Source organism: Methylophilus sp. VKM B-3414 (assembly GCF_032248435.1).
Lineage (GTDB): Bacteria > Pseudomonadota > Gammaproteobacteria > Burkholderiales > Methylophilaceae > Methylophilus > Methylophilus glucosoxydans.
In genome coordinates this window covers 1-18,327 of the sequence record NZ_JAVTLI010000006.1, presented here as the reverse complement: position 1 = coordinate 18,327, position 18,327 = coordinate 1, and the positions used below count along the sequence as shown (strand labels likewise).

The 18,327-nt window shown below is 52.0% G+C and carries 19 protein-coding genes and 1 tRNA gene; 7 read left to right on the top strand and 13 right to left on the bottom strand.

The genetic code is table 11. The features are described 5' to 3' along the window. Positions 1 to 304: 304 nt before the first annotated feature. The 3 genes from rpsO to chrA form a co-directional block, all read right to left on the bottom strand. Positions 305 to 574 carry a 30S ribosomal protein S15 gene (gene rpsO / locus Q9292_RS06455; protein ID WP_194749762.1) on the bottom strand — a complete coding sequence of 90 codons (270 nt, stop codon included), beginning with the start codon at positions 572 to 574 and terminating at the stop codon, positions 305 to 307. A gap of 183 nt (positions 575 to 757) precedes the next feature. Then, the gene (locus tag Q9292_RS06450) at positions 758 to 1,651 is read right to left on the bottom strand and encodes a PfkB family carbohydrate kinase (protein WP_313986138.1); all 894 of its coding nucleotides are present in this window, start codon (positions 1,649 to 1,651) and stop codon (positions 758 to 760) included. Between the two features lie 4 nt (positions 1,652 to 1,655). Next, positions 1,656 to 2,984 carry a chromate efflux transporter gene (chrA, locus tag Q9292_RS06445; RefSeq protein WP_313986135.1) on the bottom strand — a complete coding sequence of 443 codons (1,329 nt, stop codon included), beginning with the start codon at positions 2,982 to 2,984 and terminating at the stop codon, positions 1,656 to 1,658. Positions 2,985 to 3,122: 138 nt separating this feature from the next. Between chrA and Q9292_RS06440 the strand changes: the two genes are divergently transcribed. The 3 genes from Q9292_RS06440 to Q9292_RS06430 all read left to right on the top strand — a co-directional run bounded on the left by Q9292_RS06440 (position 3,123) and on the right by Q9292_RS06430 (position 3,813). Beyond that, positions 3,123 to 3,198: transfer RNA gene (locus Q9292_RS06440), tRNA-Phe, on the top strand. A gap of 42 nt (positions 3,199 to 3,240) precedes the next feature. Further along, complete coding sequence (locus Q9292_RS06435; RefSeq protein ID WP_275356412.1) at positions 3,241 to 3,558, top strand: rhodanese-like domain-containing protein; 318 nt, start codon at positions 3,241 to 3,243, stop codon at positions 3,556 to 3,558. Positions 3,559 to 3,579: 21 nt separating this feature from the next. Beyond that, positions 3,580 to 3,813: a sulfurtransferase TusA family protein gene (locus Q9292_RS06430; RefSeq protein WP_275356411.1), complete on the top strand. Its 234-nt coding sequence runs from the start codon at positions 3,580 to 3,582 to the stop codon at positions 3,811 to 3,813. A gap of 364 nt (positions 3,814 to 4,177) precedes the next feature. On the opposite strand, the gene Q9292_RS06425 is transcribed toward Q9292_RS06430, so the two are convergent. Beyond that, positions 4,178 to 5,323: a glutaminyl-peptide cyclotransferase gene (locus Q9292_RS06425; protein ID WP_313986128.1), complete on the bottom strand. Its 1,146-nt coding sequence runs from the start codon at positions 5,321 to 5,323 to the stop codon at positions 4,178 to 4,180. Positions 5,324 to 5,474: 151 nt separating this feature from the next. Then, positions 5,475 to 6,986 carry a threonine ammonia-lyase, biosynthetic gene (ilvA, locus tag Q9292_RS06420; protein WP_313986125.1) on the bottom strand — a complete coding sequence of 504 codons (1,512 nt, stop codon included), beginning with the start codon at positions 6,984 to 6,986 and terminating at the stop codon, positions 5,475 to 5,477. 95 nt (positions 6,987 to 7,081) lie between these two features. On the opposite strand from ilvA, the gene rpiA reads away from it, so the two are divergent. Beyond that, a complete protein-coding gene (gene rpiA, locus Q9292_RS06415; protein ID WP_194749787.1) occupies positions 7,082 to 7,744 on the top strand; it encodes a ribose-5-phosphate isomerase RpiA in 663 nt (220 codons plus the stop codon). Between the two features lie 88 nt (positions 7,745 to 7,832). Continuing rightward, positions 7,833 to 8,537, top strand: a complete 705-nt coding sequence (gene phoU, locus Q9292_RS06410; RefSeq protein WP_194749768.1) for a phosphate signaling complex protein PhoU — start codon at positions 7,833 to 7,835, stop codon at positions 8,535 to 8,537. 89 nt (positions 8,538 to 8,626) lie between these two features. Here the strand turns inward: phoU and Q9292_RS06405 are convergent, their stop codons facing one another. After that, positions 8,627 to 8,899: an oxidative damage protection protein gene (locus Q9292_RS06405; protein ID WP_194749769.1), complete on the bottom strand. Its 273-nt coding sequence runs from the start codon at positions 8,897 to 8,899 to the stop codon at positions 8,627 to 8,629. Positions 8,900 to 8,978: 79 nt separating this feature from the next. Between Q9292_RS06405 and Q9292_RS06400 the strand changes: the two genes are divergently transcribed. After that, complete coding sequence (locus Q9292_RS06400; protein ID WP_275356407.1) at positions 8,979 to 9,374, top strand: diacylglycerol kinase; 396 nt, start codon at positions 8,979 to 8,981, stop codon at positions 9,372 to 9,374. Positions 9,375 to 9,471: 97 nt separating this feature from the next. Here Q9292_RS06400 and Q9292_RS06395 read toward each other — a convergent pair whose 3' ends face one another. The 7 genes from Q9292_RS06395 to rimP form a co-directional block, all read right to left on the bottom strand. After that, positions 9,472 to 11,502, bottom strand: coding sequence for a TonB-dependent receptor (locus Q9292_RS06395; protein ID WP_313986368.1), 2,031 nt, complete (start codon positions 11,500 to 11,502; stop codon positions 9,472 to 9,474). A gap of 100 nt (positions 11,503 to 11,602) precedes the next feature. Continuing rightward, entirely contained in the window at positions 11,603 to 11,911 is a 309-nt protein-coding gene (locus tag Q9292_RS06390) for a hypothetical protein (protein WP_194749771.1), read from the bottom strand. Between the two features lie 97 nt (positions 11,912 to 12,008). Beyond that, on the bottom strand, positions 12,009 to 12,908 hold the full coding sequence (truB, locus tag Q9292_RS06385) for a tRNA pseudouridine(55) synthase TruB (protein WP_313986116.1): 900 nt from the start codon (positions 12,906 to 12,908) through the stop codon (positions 12,009 to 12,011). A gap of 20 nt (positions 12,909 to 12,928) precedes the next feature. After that, positions 12,929 to 13,285, bottom strand: coding sequence for a 30S ribosome-binding factor RbfA (gene rbfA / locus Q9292_RS06380; protein ID WP_313986113.1), 357 nt, complete (start codon positions 13,283 to 13,285; stop codon positions 12,929 to 12,931). Then, complete coding sequence (gene infB / locus Q9292_RS06375; protein WP_313986110.1) at positions 13,285 to 16,011, bottom strand: translation initiation factor IF-2; 2,727 nt, start codon at positions 16,009 to 16,011, stop codon at positions 13,285 to 13,287. Before infB ends, rbfA begins: the two co-directional genes overlap by 1 nt. Before the next feature lie 84 nt (positions 16,012 to 16,095). Next, positions 16,096 to 17,562 carry a transcription termination factor NusA gene (gene nusA, locus Q9292_RS06370; protein WP_194749775.1) on the bottom strand — a complete coding sequence of 489 codons (1,467 nt, stop codon included), beginning with the start codon at positions 17,560 to 17,562 and terminating at the stop codon, positions 16,096 to 16,098. A gap of 39 nt (positions 17,563 to 17,601) precedes the next feature. Beyond that, on the bottom strand, positions 17,602 to 18,090 hold the full coding sequence (rimP, locus tag Q9292_RS06365) for a ribosome maturation factor RimP (protein ID WP_313986107.1): 489 nt from the start codon (positions 18,088 to 18,090) through the stop codon (positions 17,602 to 17,604). A 40-nt stretch (positions 18,091 to 18,130) separates the two neighbouring features. Here rimP and Q9292_RS06360 point away from each other — a divergent pair. After that, positions 18,131 to 18,327, top strand: a 197-nt coding sequence (locus Q9292_RS06360) for a hypothetical protein (protein WP_313986104.1), incomplete at its 3' end; no start/stop codon positions are given.

Below are 18,327 nucleotides of genomic sequence, written 5' to 3'. Positions count from 1 at the left end.
ACTACCTAATAGCCAATCTCAACAATGAAAACCAGACTGCCAGTGCCGGCACTCCACGCATATGCATAGCATTGTGCGCGACAACTGACGACCGGTTTCCCGATTTGCGGTGACTTCCATCAGCACGCTTTTTGTACAAACCATGCACAAAACGCACTCACAGAAGCCACCCCAGTTGGTGATATGAAAATCCCGAATATCAGCAATCTCAGGATTTTTAAAGCAAAAAAGCCGAGGCAGTCACCATGCCATCGGCTTTTATTTCGTTAAAAGTGAACTGGATTAAACGTCACTTTTAGCCAAATTATTTACGCAGGTTCAAGCGCTCGATCAGCGTTTGATAGCGGCTAACGTCTTTACCTTTGAGGTAGTCGAGCAAACGACGACGCTGGCTGACCAAAGCCAACAGACCACGACGGGAGTGGTTGTCTTTTTTGTTGGATTTGAAGTGCTCGGTCAGGTAGCTGATACGGTATGTCAACAAAGCCACTTGTACTTCTGGGCTCGCTGTATCGTTAGCACTGCGTTGAAAATCTTTAATGATTTTTGCGGATTGTTCTGCGGTAATCGCCATCTTTATTTTCCTTGAGTTAGCGTCAATATCGTCGCAGCCAGACAACCCATTTGCCTACCGCACCGACATTCAATTTACACGAAACGCGCATTATAGCGGCAAGCGCCAACCTTGCATAGGTTTTTATCACATTAAGTTTCTGTTTTTATGAATTAATTTAAATATCGCAGCTCATTGAAGGCTCTATAAAAAGTCATCATAAAAATCGGCAGCCGCTGGCACCGCCCCGCGAATGCCGCAAATGGAGGCGGCGAAACTGGCCGCGCGGGTCAGGATGGTGGGGCGTGACCAGCCCGCCAGCAAGCCGCGAATCACCACCGAGGTATAAGCATCGCCAGCGCCTACACTATCGACAAATGCCGTGCTCAACCGCACCGGCGGCACGCGAAAGCCCTGACCAAACCGGTCCAGCCAGAAACTGCCCTCTTCACCACAGGTGACAAACATTTCAGTCAAGCCACACACCATCAACAAGCGCCGGGCCAGCTCATTCACATCTGCCGCACCCGGCAGTCCAAGCAATTTACAGACTTCTGGCAACTCTTCATGATTGATTTTGAGAATATCAGCGGCCTGCAAGGCCATGCGTACGCTCTCCACGTCATACCATGGCGCACGCAGGTTGATGTCGCACAGCACCGTGGCGGGCTGGCACAGCGCCAACCACTGCGTGGCAAGCGCCTGCATGGGCGCATGGCGCAAAGCCAGTGACCCGAAATACACCAGCCTCGGGGGATGTTTCAAGGTGAGCGCCTCGACAGGCGGCCATTGCAAGTCATCATAGGCCTGCTGATCCAGAATCTCGAAGCGATGACCATCGGGGCCCAGATGCACCTTGACTTGCCCGGTCGGCAAACGCTCAGAGTGCTGCACCCCTTCGGTAGGCAGGCCACTCGCCTGCATTTCGGCCACAATACGTTCGCCCAGGTCATCCTGGCCGATGGCAGTGAGAAAGTGCACGGGCAAGCCAAATGCGTGACAATGGCGGGCAACATTATAAGGTGCGCCGCCGATGACCGTTTGCTCGGGAAACACATCCCCCAGCACCTCACCCAAAATCATGATCGAATCTGACATCTGCTTATCCTGCCTTTAATAACCAACCAATTGCCATACACGCTGGCAACAGCCAAAGAATTGAAATCCGCTTGCCGACCAACAACCACAGCGACAGCACCACCATGCTGGCAGCAGCGACATCTGGCGCATCGGGCCAGACCACGTGCCGGCTCAACGTGAGGGCCAGCGCCACCATGCCCGCGATCACCGCCGCACTGATGGCATGCAGCGGCGCAGTCCAACGCCATTGCTGGCGGGTACGCTCTATCCAGGGCGCCCCCAAAAACACCATGACAAAACTGGGCACAAACGTAAACCAGGTCACAATCGTCGCCCCAATCAACCCCGCCTGCCAATCAGGCAAGGCCAGCCCGGCCTGCCAGGCCGCAACAAAGCCAATATAGGTGACCACCATAATCAGCGGGCCCGGCGTACTTTCGCCCAAGGCCAGGCCATCCAGCATCTGCTCTGTCGTCAACCAGTGGTAATGCTGCACGCTGGCATCAAACACATAGGGCAAAACGGCATAGGCGCCGCCAAAAGTGAGAAACGCAGCCTGGCTAAAAAAAGCTGCCATGCGGGTGACCAGATGTGACGGCCCATAATAAAGCACTAAGGCCGCAGCGACACCTAAACCACATAGCGCGCCGCAGATCAGCACTGTCGCTGTCCACCGACGCAAATCAGCCAGCCCGGCCAGCGCCGTGTTGTCATCAATCACACTTGGCGCCGTCTGCATGGCCCTTGCCGCTGCATGGCCAACTGACGTTTCGACCCACTGCGGCCAATATTGTTGCACCGCAATGCCCAACACCGCGGCCAGCAGAATAATCACCGGGAATGGCAGATGGACCGTTTGCATGACCAAGGCCAGCAAAAACACGCCCCACAACCAGCGGGCGATCAGCACTTTTTTAGCCAGGCGCCAGGCGGCACAGCAGACCAGCGCGACTACCAGCGGCTTAACCCCATACAACAAAGCCGCGACGGCGGGCTGACTGCCCCACTGCATATACCCCCACGCCAGCGAGACCAGCAAGCCAAACGCAGGCAACACAAACAAACTGCCAGCCACAATGCCACCCCAGGCACCATGCAATAGCCAGCCCATATAGACCGCCATTTGCTGCGCCTCGGGGCCGGGCAATAACATGCAATAGTTCAAGGCATGCAAAAATCTGGCCTCTGAAATCCAGCGCTTTTCTACCACCAGCGCCTGGTGCATCAAGGCAATTTGTGCCGCAGGCCCACCAACACTAATACAGCCCAGGCGCAACCAGTAGGCCCAAAATGCCTGTGCAGAAGGCTTCGCTGGCGCCTGCATTTCAGGCGGTGTCTCGACAATAGACATCAACCATTCCTTTTAAAACAGCGGCCTCAAATACCGCCTCGCAAGCATATCAGGATTTTTTTTAACTTTTGTGTGCATTCTTGGCGTTCTTTGCTATAATGCGCGTCTTGCGATTCGGGACACACCCAAATTGCTGTTGGCCAGATAGCTCAGTCGGTAGAGCAGAGGATTGAAAATCCTCGTGTCGGCAGTTCGATTCTGCCTCTGGCCACCACTCCTCTTGCCTTTCGGCACATTTCTTTTTCTGGGTTTGTTGATGTCATTAAAACACTTAACACCGGATGAATTACAGCCATTACTCAATGATCCCTCATTGTTGCTGATTGATATCCGCAATGATCACGAGCTTGTTTCCGGTATCTTGCCTGGTGCCATGCATTTGCCATTAGGACATCTGGCGACGATGTTTGATCAACTGCCGCAAGACAAAAAAATCGTGTTTTACTGCCGTAGCGGTGTACGCTCCATTTCTGCAGGTGAGTTTGCCTTGGCGCAAGGCTGCCACGATGTCTCGCATTTGGCGGGCGGCATTCTGGCTTGGGCTCAACACGGCTTGCCCATCGAGCCCGCTTAATTCAGAGACTCAGGATTGTTTATGCAATACGACAAAGAAGTAGATGCCCGCCACCTGAATTGCCCCCTGCCCATTTTGCGCTGCAAAAAGGCCCTGAACGAGTTGCAAGCAAATCAGGTACTCAAAATCACGGCCACGGATCCTGGGTCAAAGAAAGATTTTGATGCCTTTTGCCGCCAAACCGGCCACACCCTGATCGAGATGCAAGAGGCAGAAGGTGTTTTTACCTTCTGGCTACGCAAGCGCAGCCAGTAAACCGCTCTCCCGCGGACTGACACTCAGCAACCAACCGCACCCACCATCCATCCATTCATCCGCTGCAGCGCAAAAAAAGGGCTTCCGAAGAAGCCCTGTGAGGAACGACGTTAACCCGTGGGTTAACGTGGTCTGCATGCCGAAACAACGATTGCCCCACTGGCGACTCAGGGACTCAACCTGACTTGCAGATTGCCGGCATGGCTTCCGACAATCTGCACACTCCAGACGCAATCATTGTTATCTAAAGATGATTTCGGCAGCTTTGCGCAAAACTTTAGGGTGCGCTCAAAAAAATTTAATAAAAAAGCCCGCCGATCAGGGCGGGCTTGTTCAATCAATTGAAACGCGATTGGAAATAAATTTATTTGGCGTTTTCCAGACTACCCATGGCTTTAGGGAAGGTCACCACGCCCCATGGCATATTTTTGACTTCAATCTGGTTCGTGACTTCAAGCTTATCTGCATCAATCACGAATACCGCATCAGACTTGCCGCAAGCCAACAGCACCTGCTTGTTGTCCGGGGTAAAACTAAAATGCCAGCACCGGTTACCGGTCGGCACTTCCTTGATTTTTTCAAAGGTCTTGGCATCAAACACCTGCAACAGTTTTGCCTTGTTGGTCGCCACAAAAATCCGCTCACCCTTGCTGTCGTAGGCTATGCCGTATGGGGTTTCAGCCGTGTCTACCGTGCGTACCACATTAAAGTCTTTATCCATCACCATAAACTTGTTACCAAACTCCAGCGTGGCCAGATAGGTATTGCCATCCGGAGAGACTTTGATGCCGCGCGGACGATCTCCATATTGATGGGTGGAAATGGTTTTGACCAGATCGCCAGTTTCGATGTTGTGTACAGTGACGGTATTGTCAGCTTCGTTCGTAATCACCAGCTGTTTGCCATCGGCCGAAAACTCCAGGCCTTCGGTTTCTGGCCCGCCAGTAATTTCGCGGACTTTTTCACCTTTGGTCAGATCAACAATCGCAATCTTGGCTGGGACTTTTTCTTCATCGTCGTCATCGTCTTCTTCTGGCTTGCTGCCCGGCTTGGGTGGCGGACCAGCTTTAGAGCTAGGCTCGGACGAAACAAAAGCATAATTACCACTCACCCGCACAAACTCAGGGTTTTTGCCGACCTCAATCTGCTTGACGACTTCGCCTGTGGCGGTATCAATCACGGACACACTGCCATTTTCACGCGTCGCCACCACCAGTTGCTTGCCATCGTCTGTCAGCGCCAGGCCACGCGGGCCCTTGGCTTTCACATCCAGCATGCTGGTCACTTGCATGGTCGCCAAGTCAATCACGTCGACGCCGGCATCCTGGGTGGACACATAAGCCAACGTCTTACCAGAAGAACTTTCGCTAACAGCGCTCGTGGCCGCTGGCGTTTCCGGGGTTGGTGCGGACTCTTCTTGCTTGTTACAAGCGGTAACGCCAGCGAGCAAGGCCAGCAACCACACGCTGGTGCGCGCACGACGCGCCAATGATGAATTCAACATTTGCATTTATCTCCTGATTATTATTTAAGTCTCATCGCTCTAAAGTGCAGGCATTCCCTGCAAGAATCGTTCTCAGCCATCCAATCAGCGCCGTGGCTCGCATTCAGCTGACATCACCCACGGCACTGGCTGCAAACAACCACCATCATGGCTGCTATCAGCCTAAAAATAAACGATACGCCGGATTATGGCTCTCATCCCAGTACGGGTAACCCAATTGCTGTAAAAACTGGGTAAAGGCTAGCTGATCCTCGGGCGGTACCTGCATGCCCACCAATACCCGGCCAAAATCTGCCCCATGATTACGGTAGTGAAACAAACTGATGTTCCAGTTGTGACCCATGGATTCGAGAAAGTTCATTAAGGCGCCGGGTTTTTCAGGAAACTCGAAACGGTAAACCACCTCGTTTTGGACTTGTGGCGCATGCCCGCCCACCAGATGGCGCAAATGTAACTTGGCCATCTCGTTGTCGCTCAAATTAATGGTGGGCAAGCCAGCCGCCGCCAATTTGCTCGCGATAACATCGGCCTCGGTTGGGTGATGCACCGCCAACCCGACAAAAATATGCGCCTGCTCGGTGTCAGCAAAACGGTAATTGAATTCGGTAATATTGCGCTGCCCTAACAAGCGGCAAAAACGCTTAAACGCGCCGGGGGTCTCAGGAATGGTGACGGCAAAGACCGCCTCCCGGCGTTCCCCCAACTCCGCGCGCTCGGCAATAAAGCGCAAGCGGTCAAAGTTCATGTTGGCACCTGAAGCCACTGCGACCAGGGTTTTACCTTGACACTGTGCGCGTTGACTGTAGGCCTTCAAACCAGCCACGGCCAGCGCCCCGGCCGGTTCCAGAATGCTGCGCGTATCCTCAAACACGTCTTTGATAGCGGCACAAATCGCATCGTTATCAACCACGATCATTTCATCGACATATTGCTGCACGAGCGCAAAGGTATGCTCGCCCACTTGCTTGACCGCAGCCCCATCTGCAAACAGGCCCACTTGTTCCAACATGACACGTTGGCCGAGCTTCAGCGATTCGGTCATGGCTTCGGCATCTTGTGCTTCGACGCCGATGACTTTGATTTCGGGGCGGACCGCTTTCAGATAGGCCGCCATGCCTGCCAGCAAGCCACCGCCGCCGACACAACAAAACACGGCTTCAATCGGCGCCGCATGATCCTGCACCAACTCCAGCGCAATCGTGCCCTGTCCGGCAATGACATCCGGATCATCGTAAGGATGCACAAAGGTCAACCCTTCCCGTTGCTCGAGATCGAGCGCGTGCAAGTAGGCATCGGAGTAACTGTCGCCAAACAACACCACTTCGGCACCGCGTGCGCGCACCGCATTGACCTTGATCGCTGGCGTGGTGGTCGGCATCACAATGACGGCACGGCAGCCCATTTTTTGCGCACTCAAGGCCACGCCTTGCGCATGGTTTCCGGCACTGGCGCAAATCACGCCACGCTGCAAAGCCTCAGCCGAGAGGTTGGCCATTTTGTTATAGGCACCGCGCAGTTTGAATGAAAATACCGGCTGCATATCTTCGCGCTTGAGCAACACCCGGTTATTCAGTCGCGAGGACAAGTTGGGCAATTCATCGAGCGGCGTATGTCTGGCAACGGCATAGACTTGGGAGTGTTCGATTTTTTCGCGGTAATTGATGGTCATGAAATGCGTGGAGATTTTAAAACCGCAAGGTTGCAGTGTATGATAGAGAATTGTTTGTATTATAAAGAATTAATCAAGGATTGAAGCACATGGCGATGGATAAAGCACAACAAGACGCATTGAAACTCGAAGTGGCAAAAGCAGCAGTCAATTATGTCAAGGATGGCATTATTGGTGTGGGCACCGGCTCAACCGCCAACTTTTTTATCGACGAACTGGCCAAAGTCAAACATAAAATCACCGGCGCAGTCGCCAGCTCAGAAGCCACCGCGCAACGCCTGCGTAACCACGGTATCGAGGTCTTTGACTTGAACAGCGTCGACAGCATGGATATCTATGTGGATGGCGCCGATGAAATCACGGAGCACATGCATATGCTCAAAGGCGGCGGCGGTGCATTGACCCGTGAAAAGATCGTGGCAGCTGTGGCCAAATCTTTCATCTGTATCTGCGACGAAAGCAAATTTGTACCCGTCTTGGGCAAGTTTCCCCTGCCAGTAGAAGTATTACCGATGGCTCGCAGCCATGTGGCACGTGAACTGGTAAAACTGGGTGGTCAACCCCAATTGCGTGACTTCACGACTGACAACGGCAACTTGATCCTTGATGTGCATGGCTTGAGCATTACCGACCCGATTGCAATGGAAGCCAAGATTAACCAGATCGTAGGGGTGGTGACTAACGGCTTGTTCGCAGCACGCCCAGCCAATGTGTTGCTGCTGGCCACGCCAAACGGCGTTAAAACTCTGACCAAGTAATTGCAACTTCTGCACACTGAAAATTATCATACAGTTGTCATATTGGGCTGGTACTCTGCACCGGCACAATAATTAGGAAAAATTTGTCATGCAATTTGAACACACCTCTAAGCAATATGATGTTGAACTGGAGTCCGTCCGGGCCAAGGTTCTGGAAATGGGCGGGGTCGTTGAGCAGCAAATCGTCAATGCACTGGAGTCGCTGACCAACGCGGATGTCAATCTAGCCAAAGACGTCATGGAGCGCGATGCGCGTGTCAACGCCTTAGAGGTGCAGGTAGATGAAGACTGCAGCCATATTATTGCGCGCAGACAACCTGCAGCACGTGATTTGCGCATGATCATGATGATGGTGAAAACCATCACGGATCTGGAGCGGATTGGTGATGAAGCCACTAAAATTGCACGGACTGCCCAGCGCATCTACGAGCAAGACCGGATGTACAAACCACGGTTCAACGAGATCAAAACCATGGTTGGCATTGTGCGTGAAATGCTGCGTACAGCGCTGGATTCATTTGCACGCCTGGATGTCAGCCAGACCGTGGAAGTCGCCAGACAGGATGAGCAGGTGGATGAACAATTCCGCGCCGCCATGCGTCAGTTGATCACGTTCATGCTGGAAGATCCGCGTACGATCTCGATGTCACTTGAAGTACTGTTTGTGGCAAAAGCCATTGAGCGCATTGGTGACCATGCGAAAAACATCTCGGAGTACGTGGTCTATATGGTCAAAGGCAAAGATATCCGTCATACCAGCCTGGAAGATATTCAGCGCGAGACGCAGTCGTAATAGACCGCAAATAAAAAGCACTCCGAGGAGTGCTTTTTATTTTTGTTGGCCGGGATACGTTTAAAGCCTCATCGCATTAACCATTTTCACTAGGCAGAAGGAGGCACATAGCCAGTGGCAACATCTGCGCCTTCGCCAAAAAAGTACTTTTCGGTTTGCTCGGATAGATATTTACGTGCACTCGGGTCCGCAAGGCTCAAGCGGTTTTCATTGACCAGCATGGTCTGCTGTTTTAACCAGCCTGCCCAAGCTTCTTTAGACACATGCATATAAATCTTTTTACCCAGTTCTCCCGGATAAGGCGGAAAATCCATGCCTTCGAGCTCTTTGCCCAGTTTCACACATTGCACCAATCTTGCCATGTTCGATCCTCACTACACTGCTAAAAGCGCTATCATAGCGCATGTTAAAATCTGATGTTCGCAATTTTAGAGATAACCCATGCAAAACAACACCCCTTCAGGTCACCAGGAAAGTCCGTTCAAAGGCAAAACCGGCCTCCGGCGCTTGATTAATGCCTTTGGCTACTCCATGGATGGCTTCAAAGCCGCTTACAAGCATGAGGATGCTTTCCGTCAGGAGGTCTGGCTCTCGCTGGTGCTGATTCCTCTGGCATTTTACCTGGAGTCTGAAGCCCTGCACCGCATCCTGATGGTGGGCAGTGTGTTGCTGGTCATGATTGTGGAGCTGCTGAATTCGGCGGTTGAAGCGGTCGTAGACCGCGTGTCGATTGAACGGCATGCGCTGGCCAAGCGAGCCAAAGATATTGGCAGTGCTGCCGTGTTGTTGGCATTGATCAACTTGACGGTAGTCTGGGGCTTGATTTTATTCAATTAAATGACAACAGGCTGACCAAGTCAGCCTGTTGCTTTGATCTGTTGCGCCTCTGCGCGCCGCGTAATGCGGCGTCCAGAGGCGCAGTTAGTTCCACCGCTTAAAAGTCAGCGCGGGCGCCCACCAATACCGCCCTCGCGCCTGACGGGGCAATATCCTTCAGAAAAGAAGCGTGCTCACGGATCTCTTCATTGAGCAGGTTATTCGCCTTGGCAAACAACTCCACGTTATACTTCACCGGCAACTTGTATGCGACCAATGCGCTAACATTAGTATACGCATTGGTTTTGAGCTCGTTCTCGGCCACGTTATTCTGCTTAAAGGCATGCAGCACATCGAGGCGAGCATTCCAGTTACCCAGGCGATAATCTAACCCACCGCCCAAACGCAAGGGCGAGATCCTTGGCAAGTATTGATTGTTACGCGTGTCTTTGGCATGCACGTAGTCACCGCGCATTTTTAATGTCCACTCGTCGTTCAAGGCAAACTTGCCTTCTAACTCCAAGCCCTTGAACAAGGCCGGAACCGCTCTAAACTGTGCTTCAGGCAACAGCTCGCCATCCACCGGCACCTCAATGCCTGTATTAAACAAGCCGATAAAGTTTTTAAATTTGGTGGCATACGCGCCTAGCGTCACACTGTGACCACCTGACTTCCATTTCAGCTGAGCATCAATACCGTTGGAGCGCTCTTTGCTGAGGTTAGTATTACCGACCTCCACCTGCCCAGTCGCAATATGTGGTCCATTCGCATACAGTTCAAAATAGCTAGGTGCACGCTCGTTATGCGACAAGTTGGTCGTCACACTCCAGGATTCATCAATGGTGTACAGCCCCCCCAGCGCAAAGCTATTAGGGTTAAAGTGTTTGCTAAACGCCTGGGTGAATTTATCATCGACATGGGAGTCTATCGAGGTATCGCCCAACCGCCCGCCAAAGGTGACTTTGTGTTTATCGATTGCATATTCTTCGTAGACATAAGCCCCTTGGTCCACGGTGGTAACACTAGGCACAAATGCCTCTTCGCCTAAGGCCTGAAAACGCGTGTTCTGGAACTGATAGCCGACCACCCCATTCAAGCCAGCCAGTGGGACATGGGTGGCTTCGAGGCTACCCTGTAAACCACGGTTTTTAAAAGTGGTTCCAACCACCCCACTCTCAACTTCTACGTGCTGGTAATCGGTGTAAGCCATTCTCACCTTGATTTTTTGTACAGGTCCCTTGAGCTCTCTCACTTCACCTGCCAACTCCGTACGTTTGTTTTCCATATTGATTCTGACATTCTCTTCGGCCACGGTGCCATAGTGGTTGTTGGAGTCAGCATAGGAAATCCCCAGATAGCCTGTATCAAAGGTCCAGGAAGCACCCAATGCGCCGCCATTGGCCAGCGCAGAACTATTATTGAGCTTGTCCTTGCCGCGACTATCGCGCGCAGTACCATCGGCCAAACTCTTGCGCTTGGAAAGCGCATAACCAGGAATCTCAAGATTGCTGGTTTCACGGCTGTAGATATCGGCATGCAATGCAAACAGGCCATTGCCCACATCGACCACAGCAGCGCCATTGCGCGTATTGTCTGGCCCGCCAAACCTGGTTTCAGCGCGGCCGGTATAGCCATTAAGGGATTCCTTAGGAATACGGTGGTCAATGGCGTTGACGACACCGCCCATGGCACTGCCGCCATACAGCAACGCTGCCGGACCTCGCACCACATCAATTTGCTCAATAATCAATGGATCCACGCCCACTGCATGGTCAAAACTCAGTGACGAGGCATCCAGAATACCAACACCGTTTTGCATGATACGCACACGCTCGCCGTCCAGGCCACGGATAATCGGACGCGAAGCATTTGGACCAAACTGTGTGGCCGTCACGCCCGGAATGCCATTCAGGGTTTCGCCCAGAGTCCCCTGACGACGCAAACTGAGCTCACGTCCGCCCAGTACCGAGACCGGCACCACCATATCATCCGATGCCACGCCGAGGGGATTGCCCGTGACAGGCACATTATCAATATCAAGGGTTTTCGCGTCTTCTGCCGAGACCAGCATGGGCGAGCTCAACGCCGCCATCAATGCCAGCCATAATGATTTTTGCTGCCCACGTGCAGACATCCTCTTTTGTAACATTTTCATTGTTTTTTCCAGACAAGGTCAGGCAGTGCTGTGTGCACTGCATAAATAGCTCACTCCAGCCGCAAGCGCGACCTGGAGAATGTATCGTCAAGGGTTAAACAATGGCAGGAGGGGCGCGTGCGGCATAGGCCGCGAGCGTTGGGCGCTGTATGGCAATCGCCAGGGCGCTGATGACAGCAAGATAGCTAAGCTCTGGCAAGCTCCATTGCTGGGCCTGCGTCATCACCCCGACGAGATGCGCGTAGGCGACACAGAGCCTGCATTGGTCTTTGCTTTGATGTTTGTCAGATTGCGAGTGTTGCGTCAGCTCTTTGAGATGGGTAATTTCATGTGTGACAAGGCCTGTCTGCGTGATCGCAAACAACACTGCCAATAGAAAATACACATAAAAGCGCTTTAACATGTTGAATATACTAACATAAATTCTTGCCCACAGAATGCAACTCTATTGCATTTTTATGCAAAAGCCATGCGTTTTAGCGAGATGAGCAAGTGAAAAGCTAGAGATTAACGACGCGCTTGGGGGCAATACGGCCATCGCGCTGCTGCTGGCCGACCCCAAGAAACAAGCCGGAAGCACTGTAAATACGTAAATCGCCCGCTGGGATAACGCCAGCCAGCCAGACTGGATTGCCTTGTTTGAAATAATAGGCGGCATCCTGATGCAGCTCGACTTTAGGCAGGATTTGAATAGCACTATCGACAGGCAGCAGCAACGCATCGCGCTGCTCAATAGACATCTGCTCCAGAGCTTCTATCGTCACGGTCTCGGCGATTTGATAAGTGGCGGTCGCCGTACGGCGTAAAGCTGTGAGGTGCGCACCCACATTGAGTGCTTTACCGATATCCTCGCCTAAGGTGCGGATATAAGTGCCTTTGCTACAACAGACTTCGATTTCTGCACTATTCTCAGCACAGGCCAAGACACGCAATGCATGAATGGTTACCTGACGCGGTGCACGTTCTAGCTCGACACCATTACGCGCGTATTCATACAAAGGCTTACCGTTTACCTTGAGCGCAGAATACATGGGAGGCACTTGTGTAATTGACCCCATAAACTGCGGCAACACGCGCTCAATCTCTGCACACGACACCTGGCAAGCCACCTCACTGACGACGTCACCCTCTTTATCTCCGGTGGTGGTGGTCACACCAAACTTGACGGTCGCCACATAGGTTTTGTTTTCATCTGTCAGGTGTTGTGCAAATTTGGTGGCTTCGCCCAAACAGATCGGCAACACGCCAGTTGCAAGAGGATCCAAGGTCCCGGTATGTCCGGCTTTTTGGGCCTGATATAACCATTTGACCTTTTGCAGGGCCTGATTGGATGAAAAGCCATAGGGCTTGTCCAGCAACAACACGCCACTGACGGCACGTTTAATGCGTTTGGTTTGCATAGCGCGAAAGGAGGTGAAAATTATTCTTGCGGAGGGGTATCAGACAAAGCGTCGCTGATCAGCTTGTCCATATGCATCCCACGATCTATGGATTCATCATAGACAAAATGCAACTGCGGGACAGTACGGATCATCATGCGCTTGCCCAGCTGCGTACGCAAAAAGCCGGCGGCTTTCTCCAGGCCGGCTTGCAGACCTTTGCTATTCTTCTGCGCGGTGTAAAAGACCTTGGCATGTGCCATATCACCCGCCACCTCAACCCCGGTCAAGGTGACCATCTGCACACGCGGATCTTTCACCTCAAACATGAGCAAATCCGCCAGTTCACGGCGCATTTGCTCAGAGATGCGGTCATTTCTTGAAAATGCTTTAGCCATTAGAGTGTTCTGGCCACTTCAACGACTTCATAAACTTCAAGAATATCGCCGACTTCAATCTCATTGTAGTTCTTGAGAGACAAGCCGCACTCAAAGTTATTTTTAACTTCTTTAACGTCATCTTTGAAGCGCTTGAGGGAGTCGAGCTCACCCGTGTGGATAATCACATTGTTACGCAGCAAACGGACTTTGGAGTTACGTTTAACCACGCCATCCTGTACATAACAACCGGCCACTGCACCCACTTTGGAGATCCGGTATACCTCGCGGATTTCTACCGTACCAATCATTTGCTCTTTCTGCTCTGGTGCCAGCATGCCACCCAGCGCCGCTTTGATCTCATCCACAGCTTCGTAAATAATGTTGTAGTAACGCAGGTCGACATCCAGATTCTCAACCAGCTTACGTGCGCCGGCATCTGCCCGGACGTTAAAGCCGATCAGTACCGCACTTGAAGCGGCGGCCAGGTTCACATCTGACTCGCTAATAGCACCCACGCCGGTGTGAATAATATTCACACGTACTTCGCTGGTAGACAGTTTTTGCAGGCTGGTGGTCAAGGCTTCGTAAGAGCCCTGTACATCTGATTTGATAATCAGGTTCAGGGTTTGTACTTCGCCTTCAGCCATCTGCTCAAACATGTTTTCAAGTTTGGCAGCCTGCTGCTTGGCCAGTTTCACATCGCGGAACTTGCCCTGACGGAACAAGGCAATTTCACGCGCCTTGCGCTCGTCGTTCAAGACGATGGTTTCTTCACCAGCACTTGGCACATCAGACAAGCCCAGAACTTCTACCGGAATAGACGGGCCGGCTTCTTTAATGTCGTTGCCATTCTCGTCAAGCATGGCACGCACACGGCCATAAGCCGTACCTGCCAGCAGCATATCGCCGCGGCGCAGGATACCTGACTGCACCAGAACGGTAGACACCGGACCACGTCCTTTGTCCAGACGACCTTCAATGACCAGGCCTTTGGCTGGCGTATTGAGCGGGGCTTTCAACTCAAGCACTTCCGCTTGCAGCAACACGGCTTCCAACAACTCATCAATGCCTTTACCGGTTTTGGCAGACACTTCACGGAACATGGTATCGCCACCGTACTCTTCTGGCACCACCTCATGTGAGATCAGCTCGCTTTTCACGCGCTCTGGCTGGGCTTCCGGTTTATCAATCTTGTTAATCGCCACCACGATAGGCACATTACCTGCCTTGGCATGGTGTATCGCTTCAATCGTTTGTGGCATCACGCCATCATCAGCCGATACCACCAGAATCACGATATCGGTCGCCTTCGCACCACGGGCACGCATAGCGGTAAAAGCCTCGTGGCCAGGGGTATCCAGGAAGGTCACCATGCCGCGTGGCGTTTCCACGTGGTAAGCACCGATATGCTGAGTAATGCCGCCTGCTTCACCTGAAGCCACGCGACTGCGGCGGATATAGTCCAGCAAGGAGGTTTTACCATGGTCAACGTGACCCATGACCGTGACCACCGGTGGACGTGATTCCAGAATCGCTTCAACGCCTTCGGTTTCCTCCAGGAAGCTTTCAGGATCATTCGCAGCCGCGGCTTGCGCTTTGTGACCCATTTCTTCGACCAGAATAATCGCAGTGTCCTGATCCAGCACCTGGTTGATGGTCACCATCATGCCCATTTTCATTAAGGCCTTGATCACTTCCGCCGCTTTGACAGACATTTTGTGCGCCAAATCCGCAACCGAAATGGTCTCCGGCACCATCACCTCTTTGATGATAGGTTCGGTTGGTGCATTAAAGGCGTGCTGATCATCTTTATTGGATTTGTGATGCTTGCCCTTAGGGGTGCGCCAGCCTTGAGCGCCGCCAGCAGGTGCATCACCACGGGTTTTAATGCCGCGTTTTTTGTTCTCGTTTTCATTCCAGTCGCGGTTGTCGGTCTTGGCTTTTTTATCTTTATTTTCTGGCTTGTCTGTTGCTTTGGCAGCGGGCTTGTGTAGCGTCCCTTCAGACAACTTGGTGGCTGCGGGTTTATTCTTCGCAGCCTCGGCCTCTGCCTGGCGCTTGGCTTCTTCTTCTGCGCGACGTTGTGTCAACGCTTGCTTGCGCTTGATATCTTCTGCCTGCAAGGCAGCCAGCTTGGCCGCACGCGAAGCTTCTTGTTCACGTAAGGCAATCTCCTGCGCCGACAGAACCACGCCTTTTTTCACAGGGGCTGGGGCTTCTACGACTGGTGTAAGTGCTGGTGCCTCAACTACTGGCTCTGGCTCTGGCTCTGGCTCTGGCTCTGGCTCTGGCTCAGGTTCAGCCACGACCTCAACGATCTCTTCGATCACAGGTTCTTCCACCACGACCGGCTCAACCTCTACGGGCAAGCTCTCCAGAACTTCTGCTGGTACTGGCTCGGCTTCATCATAAGCAGCGGCATCCACAGGCGGCTCATAACCCAGCTCAGGGCGCTCCAGCACGCGTTTTTTACGCACTTCCACCTGAATCGTACGGGCTTTACCTGAGCTATCCAGCTTTTTGATTTCGGTGTTCTGCTTACGGGTCAGCGTAATCTTGTTTTTAGGCGCGTTACCTGCCCCATGCTCTTTACGCAAGTAATCCAGCAAGGCAGCCTTGTCACCCTCTTCCAGGAAATCATCCACAGACGTTTTATGAACGCCTGCGCTTTTCAGTTGCTCGATAAGAAGAGTCGTTGGAAGACCCAGCTCGGCGGCAAATTGTGCGACGGTTGAAAGTGCCATGTACTGCTCCAGTTCAATTACTTTATTTTTTAATTAAGAGGTATGCATGATGTTTTAAACGCATAGGTTATTTAAAACGCCTGGTTACTTAAACCAGGGTGCTCGCGCCGTCATAATCAATGACTTCGCACGCTCTTCATCTATTCCGGTCAACTCAACCAGCTCATCGACTGCCAGTTCGGCCAGATCTTCGCTGGTATGAATCTCGCTGGCTGCCAGTTTATGGGCAGTGTCTGCATCCATACCGTCCAGCGTCATCAGGTCGTTGGTGTCTTCTTCAACTTTTTCTTCTTTGGCAATCGCCTCGGTTAACAAGGCAGCACGTGCGCGTGAACGTAACTCATTGATCGTGTCTTCATCAAAGGCCTCGATTTCAGCCATCTCTGCCAAAGGCACGTAGGCAATCTCTTCCAGTGTGCTAAAGCCTTCCTGCACCAGGATATCCGCCACTTCTTCGTCCACATCCAGCTTCTCGATAAACAATTGGCTGATTTTGGCATACTCGTCCTGACTCTTCTGCGCAGCCGCTTCTTCGGTCAGGATATTCAGGTTCCAGCCAGTCAGTTCCGACGCCAGACGCACGTTTTGACCGTTGCGCCCAATCGCTACCGCCAATTGCTCTTCGTTCACCACCACATCCATGCTGTGTGCATCTTCATCGACCACAATCGACGTCACTTCAGCTGGCGCCAAGGCATTAATGACAAACTGTGCCGGATCCATGCTCCACAATACGATATCCACGCGCTCGCCACCGAGCTCAGAAGTCACCGCTTGTACACGGGAGCCACGCATGCCCACGCAAGTCCCCACAGGATCCAGGCGCTGGTCATTGGTTTTAACCGCAATTTTGGAACGCAAGCCAGGATCACGCGCCGCAGAACGAATCTCCAGCAGGCCTTCTTCGATTTCAGGCACTTCCAGCTCAAACAAACGCTTGAGGAACTCGGGAGCGACACGCGACAGGATCAGTTGCGGCCCACGGCCACCACGGTCCACGCGTGACAGATAAGCACGCACACGGTCACCCACGCGCAGGTTTTCTTTTTGAATCATGGCTTCACGTGGTAGCAGGCACTCAATACGGCCCACTTCAATAATCGCATTGCCTTTTTCCATCCGCTTGATCACGCCAGTGACCAGGCTTTCGCCACGCGCCAAAAAGTCCTGGATCATTTGCTCACGTTCAGCTTCGCGCACCTTCTGCAAAATCACCTGTTTGGCTGCCTGTGCGCCAATGCGGCCAAACGAGATCGATTCTAATGGCTCTTCGTAATAGTCGCCAATTTGTCTGCCAGCAGCACGTTCGTCTTCTTCATCAAACTGGTAAGCCGAGCTTTCCAGCAGGTCATATTCTACATATTGCCAGCGTCTAAAGGTTTTGTAATCTCCGGTTTCACGGTCAATTTCGACACGAATATCAGCGCCTTCTTCATGGTTCTTTTTCGTCGCCGAAGCCAATGCCAGTTCCAGGGCAGTAAAGATTACCTCTTTATCCACGTTTTTTTCATGGGCCAGGGCATCAACCAACAACAATAATTCACGACTCATCGTAATCTCCAACTCACCGTACGGATTAGCTAAAACAAATTAATCAAAAACCGGGCTCAATCGAGCCTTATCTATATTATCCAGCGACAATCTATAAACCCAGCCATCGCACTCAATCAACACTTTCCCCTCGTCAATGCCTTGCAACTTCCCCAAAAAAGTCTTTCTGGGCAATGTGGTTGGCGTTGCTTTAGGGCCATCATCCGGAATTCCCACTCGCAATTTGATTTGTGCACGCTCACCAGTAAAACGCATAAAATCACGTTCCTTGCGCAACACACGATCCAGACCGGCAGAAGAGACTTCCAGGCGGTCATAATCGATATCCAGTTCTACCGTCAGCACGTTGCCAAGCTGGTTGCTCACCAGAACACAATCATCAATCGTAACGCTGTCCTTATTGTCTTTGGGTGCCAGCTTGTCGATGAACACGCGCAATAACTTGCCACGATTGGCTGCCTCAAAATCAACCAGCTCGTATCCTAACTGCGTGACTGTCTTTTCAACTACCGAATGCAAATTTTGCATACGCACCCTTAATTCAAAACGTTACGTCCAAAAACAAAAAATGGGCGTAACGCCCATCTATCATTTTGATTATACCAAAATTCCTTTTAAATTCAAAGTAACAGATGGCGCAATGGCAGGGTCGGGCGGGTTTTGTTTGACGTCTACAGCCTGTAGTAGCCCGAACGGGTCAATGACATACGCCTGTGTATTTTTTAAGATGTGTGTAAAAGAGGGAGAAGCAACAGATCAACAACC

What these genes read in the sequence shown, in the direction of transcription:
- Q9292_RS06390 (WP_194749771.1), bottom strand. Translation starts at nt 11,911, where the DNA reads ATGTTAAAGCGCTTTTATGTGTATTTTCTATTGGCAGTGTTGTTTGCG.
- Q9292_RS06405 (WP_194749769.1), bottom strand. Translation starts at nt 8,899, where the DNA reads ATGGCAAGATTGGTGCAATGTGTGAAACTGGGCAAAGAGCTCGAAGGC.
- phoU (WP_194749768.1), top strand. Translation starts at nt 7,833, where the DNA reads ATGCAATTTGAACACACCTCTAAGCAATATGATGTTGAACTGGAGTCC.
- Q9292_RS06450 (WP_313986138.1), bottom strand. Translation starts at nt 1,651, where the DNA reads ATGTCAGATTCGATCATGATTTTGGGTGAGGTGCTGGGGGATGTGTTT.
- Q9292_RS06425 (WP_313986128.1), bottom strand. Translation starts at nt 5,323, where the DNA reads ATGCAAATGTTGAATTCATCATTGGCGCGTCGTGCGCGCACCAGCGTG.
- rpiA (WP_194749787.1), top strand. Translation starts at nt 7,082, where the DNA reads ATGGATAAAGCACAACAAGACGCATTGAAACTCGAAGTGGCAAAAGCA.
- rpsO (WP_194749762.1), bottom strand. Translation starts at nt 574, where the DNA reads ATGGCGATTACCGCAGAACAATCCGCAAAAATCATTAAAGATTTTCAA.
- truB (WP_313986116.1), bottom strand. Translation starts at nt 12,908, where the DNA reads ATGCAAACCAAACGCATTAAACGTGCCGTCAGTGGCGTGTTGTTGCTG.
- Q9292_RS06400 (WP_275356407.1), top strand. Translation starts at nt 8,979, where the DNA reads ATGCAAAACAACACCCCTTCAGGTCACCAGGAAAGTCCGTTCAAAGGC.
- ilvA (WP_313986125.1), bottom strand. Translation starts at nt 6,986, where the DNA reads ATGACCATCAATTACCGCGAAAAAATCGAACACTCCCAAGTCTATGCC.
- Q9292_RS06435 (WP_275356412.1), top strand. Translation starts at nt 3,241, where the DNA reads ATGTCATTAAAACACTTAACACCGGATGAATTACAGCCATTACTCAAT.
- rbfA (WP_313986113.1), bottom strand. Translation starts at nt 13,285, where the DNA reads ATGGCTAAAGCATTTTCAAGAAATGACCGCATCTCTGAGCAAATGCGC.
- infB (WP_313986110.1), bottom strand. Translation starts at nt 16,011, where the DNA reads ATGGCACTTTCAACCGTCGCACAATTTGCCGCCGAGCTGGGTCTTCCA.
- chrA (WP_313986135.1), bottom strand. Translation starts at nt 2,984, where the DNA reads ATGTCTATTGTCGAGACACCGCCTGAAATGCAGGCGCCAGCGAAGCCT.
- rimP (WP_313986107.1), bottom strand. Translation starts at nt 18,090, where the DNA reads ATGCAAAATTTGCATTCGGTAGTTGAAAAGACAGTCACGCAGTTAGGA.
- Q9292_RS06395 (WP_313986368.1), bottom strand. Translation starts at nt 11,502, where the DNA reads ATGTTACAAAAGAGGATGTCTGCACGTGGGCAGCAAAAATCATTATGG.
- Q9292_RS06430 (WP_275356411.1), top strand. Translation starts at nt 3,580, where the DNA reads ATGCAATACGACAAAGAAGTAGATGCCCGCCACCTGAATTGCCCCCTG.
- nusA (WP_194749775.1), bottom strand. Translation starts at nt 17,562, where the DNA reads ATGAGTCGTGAATTATTGTTGTTGGTTGATGCCCTGGCCCATGAAAAA.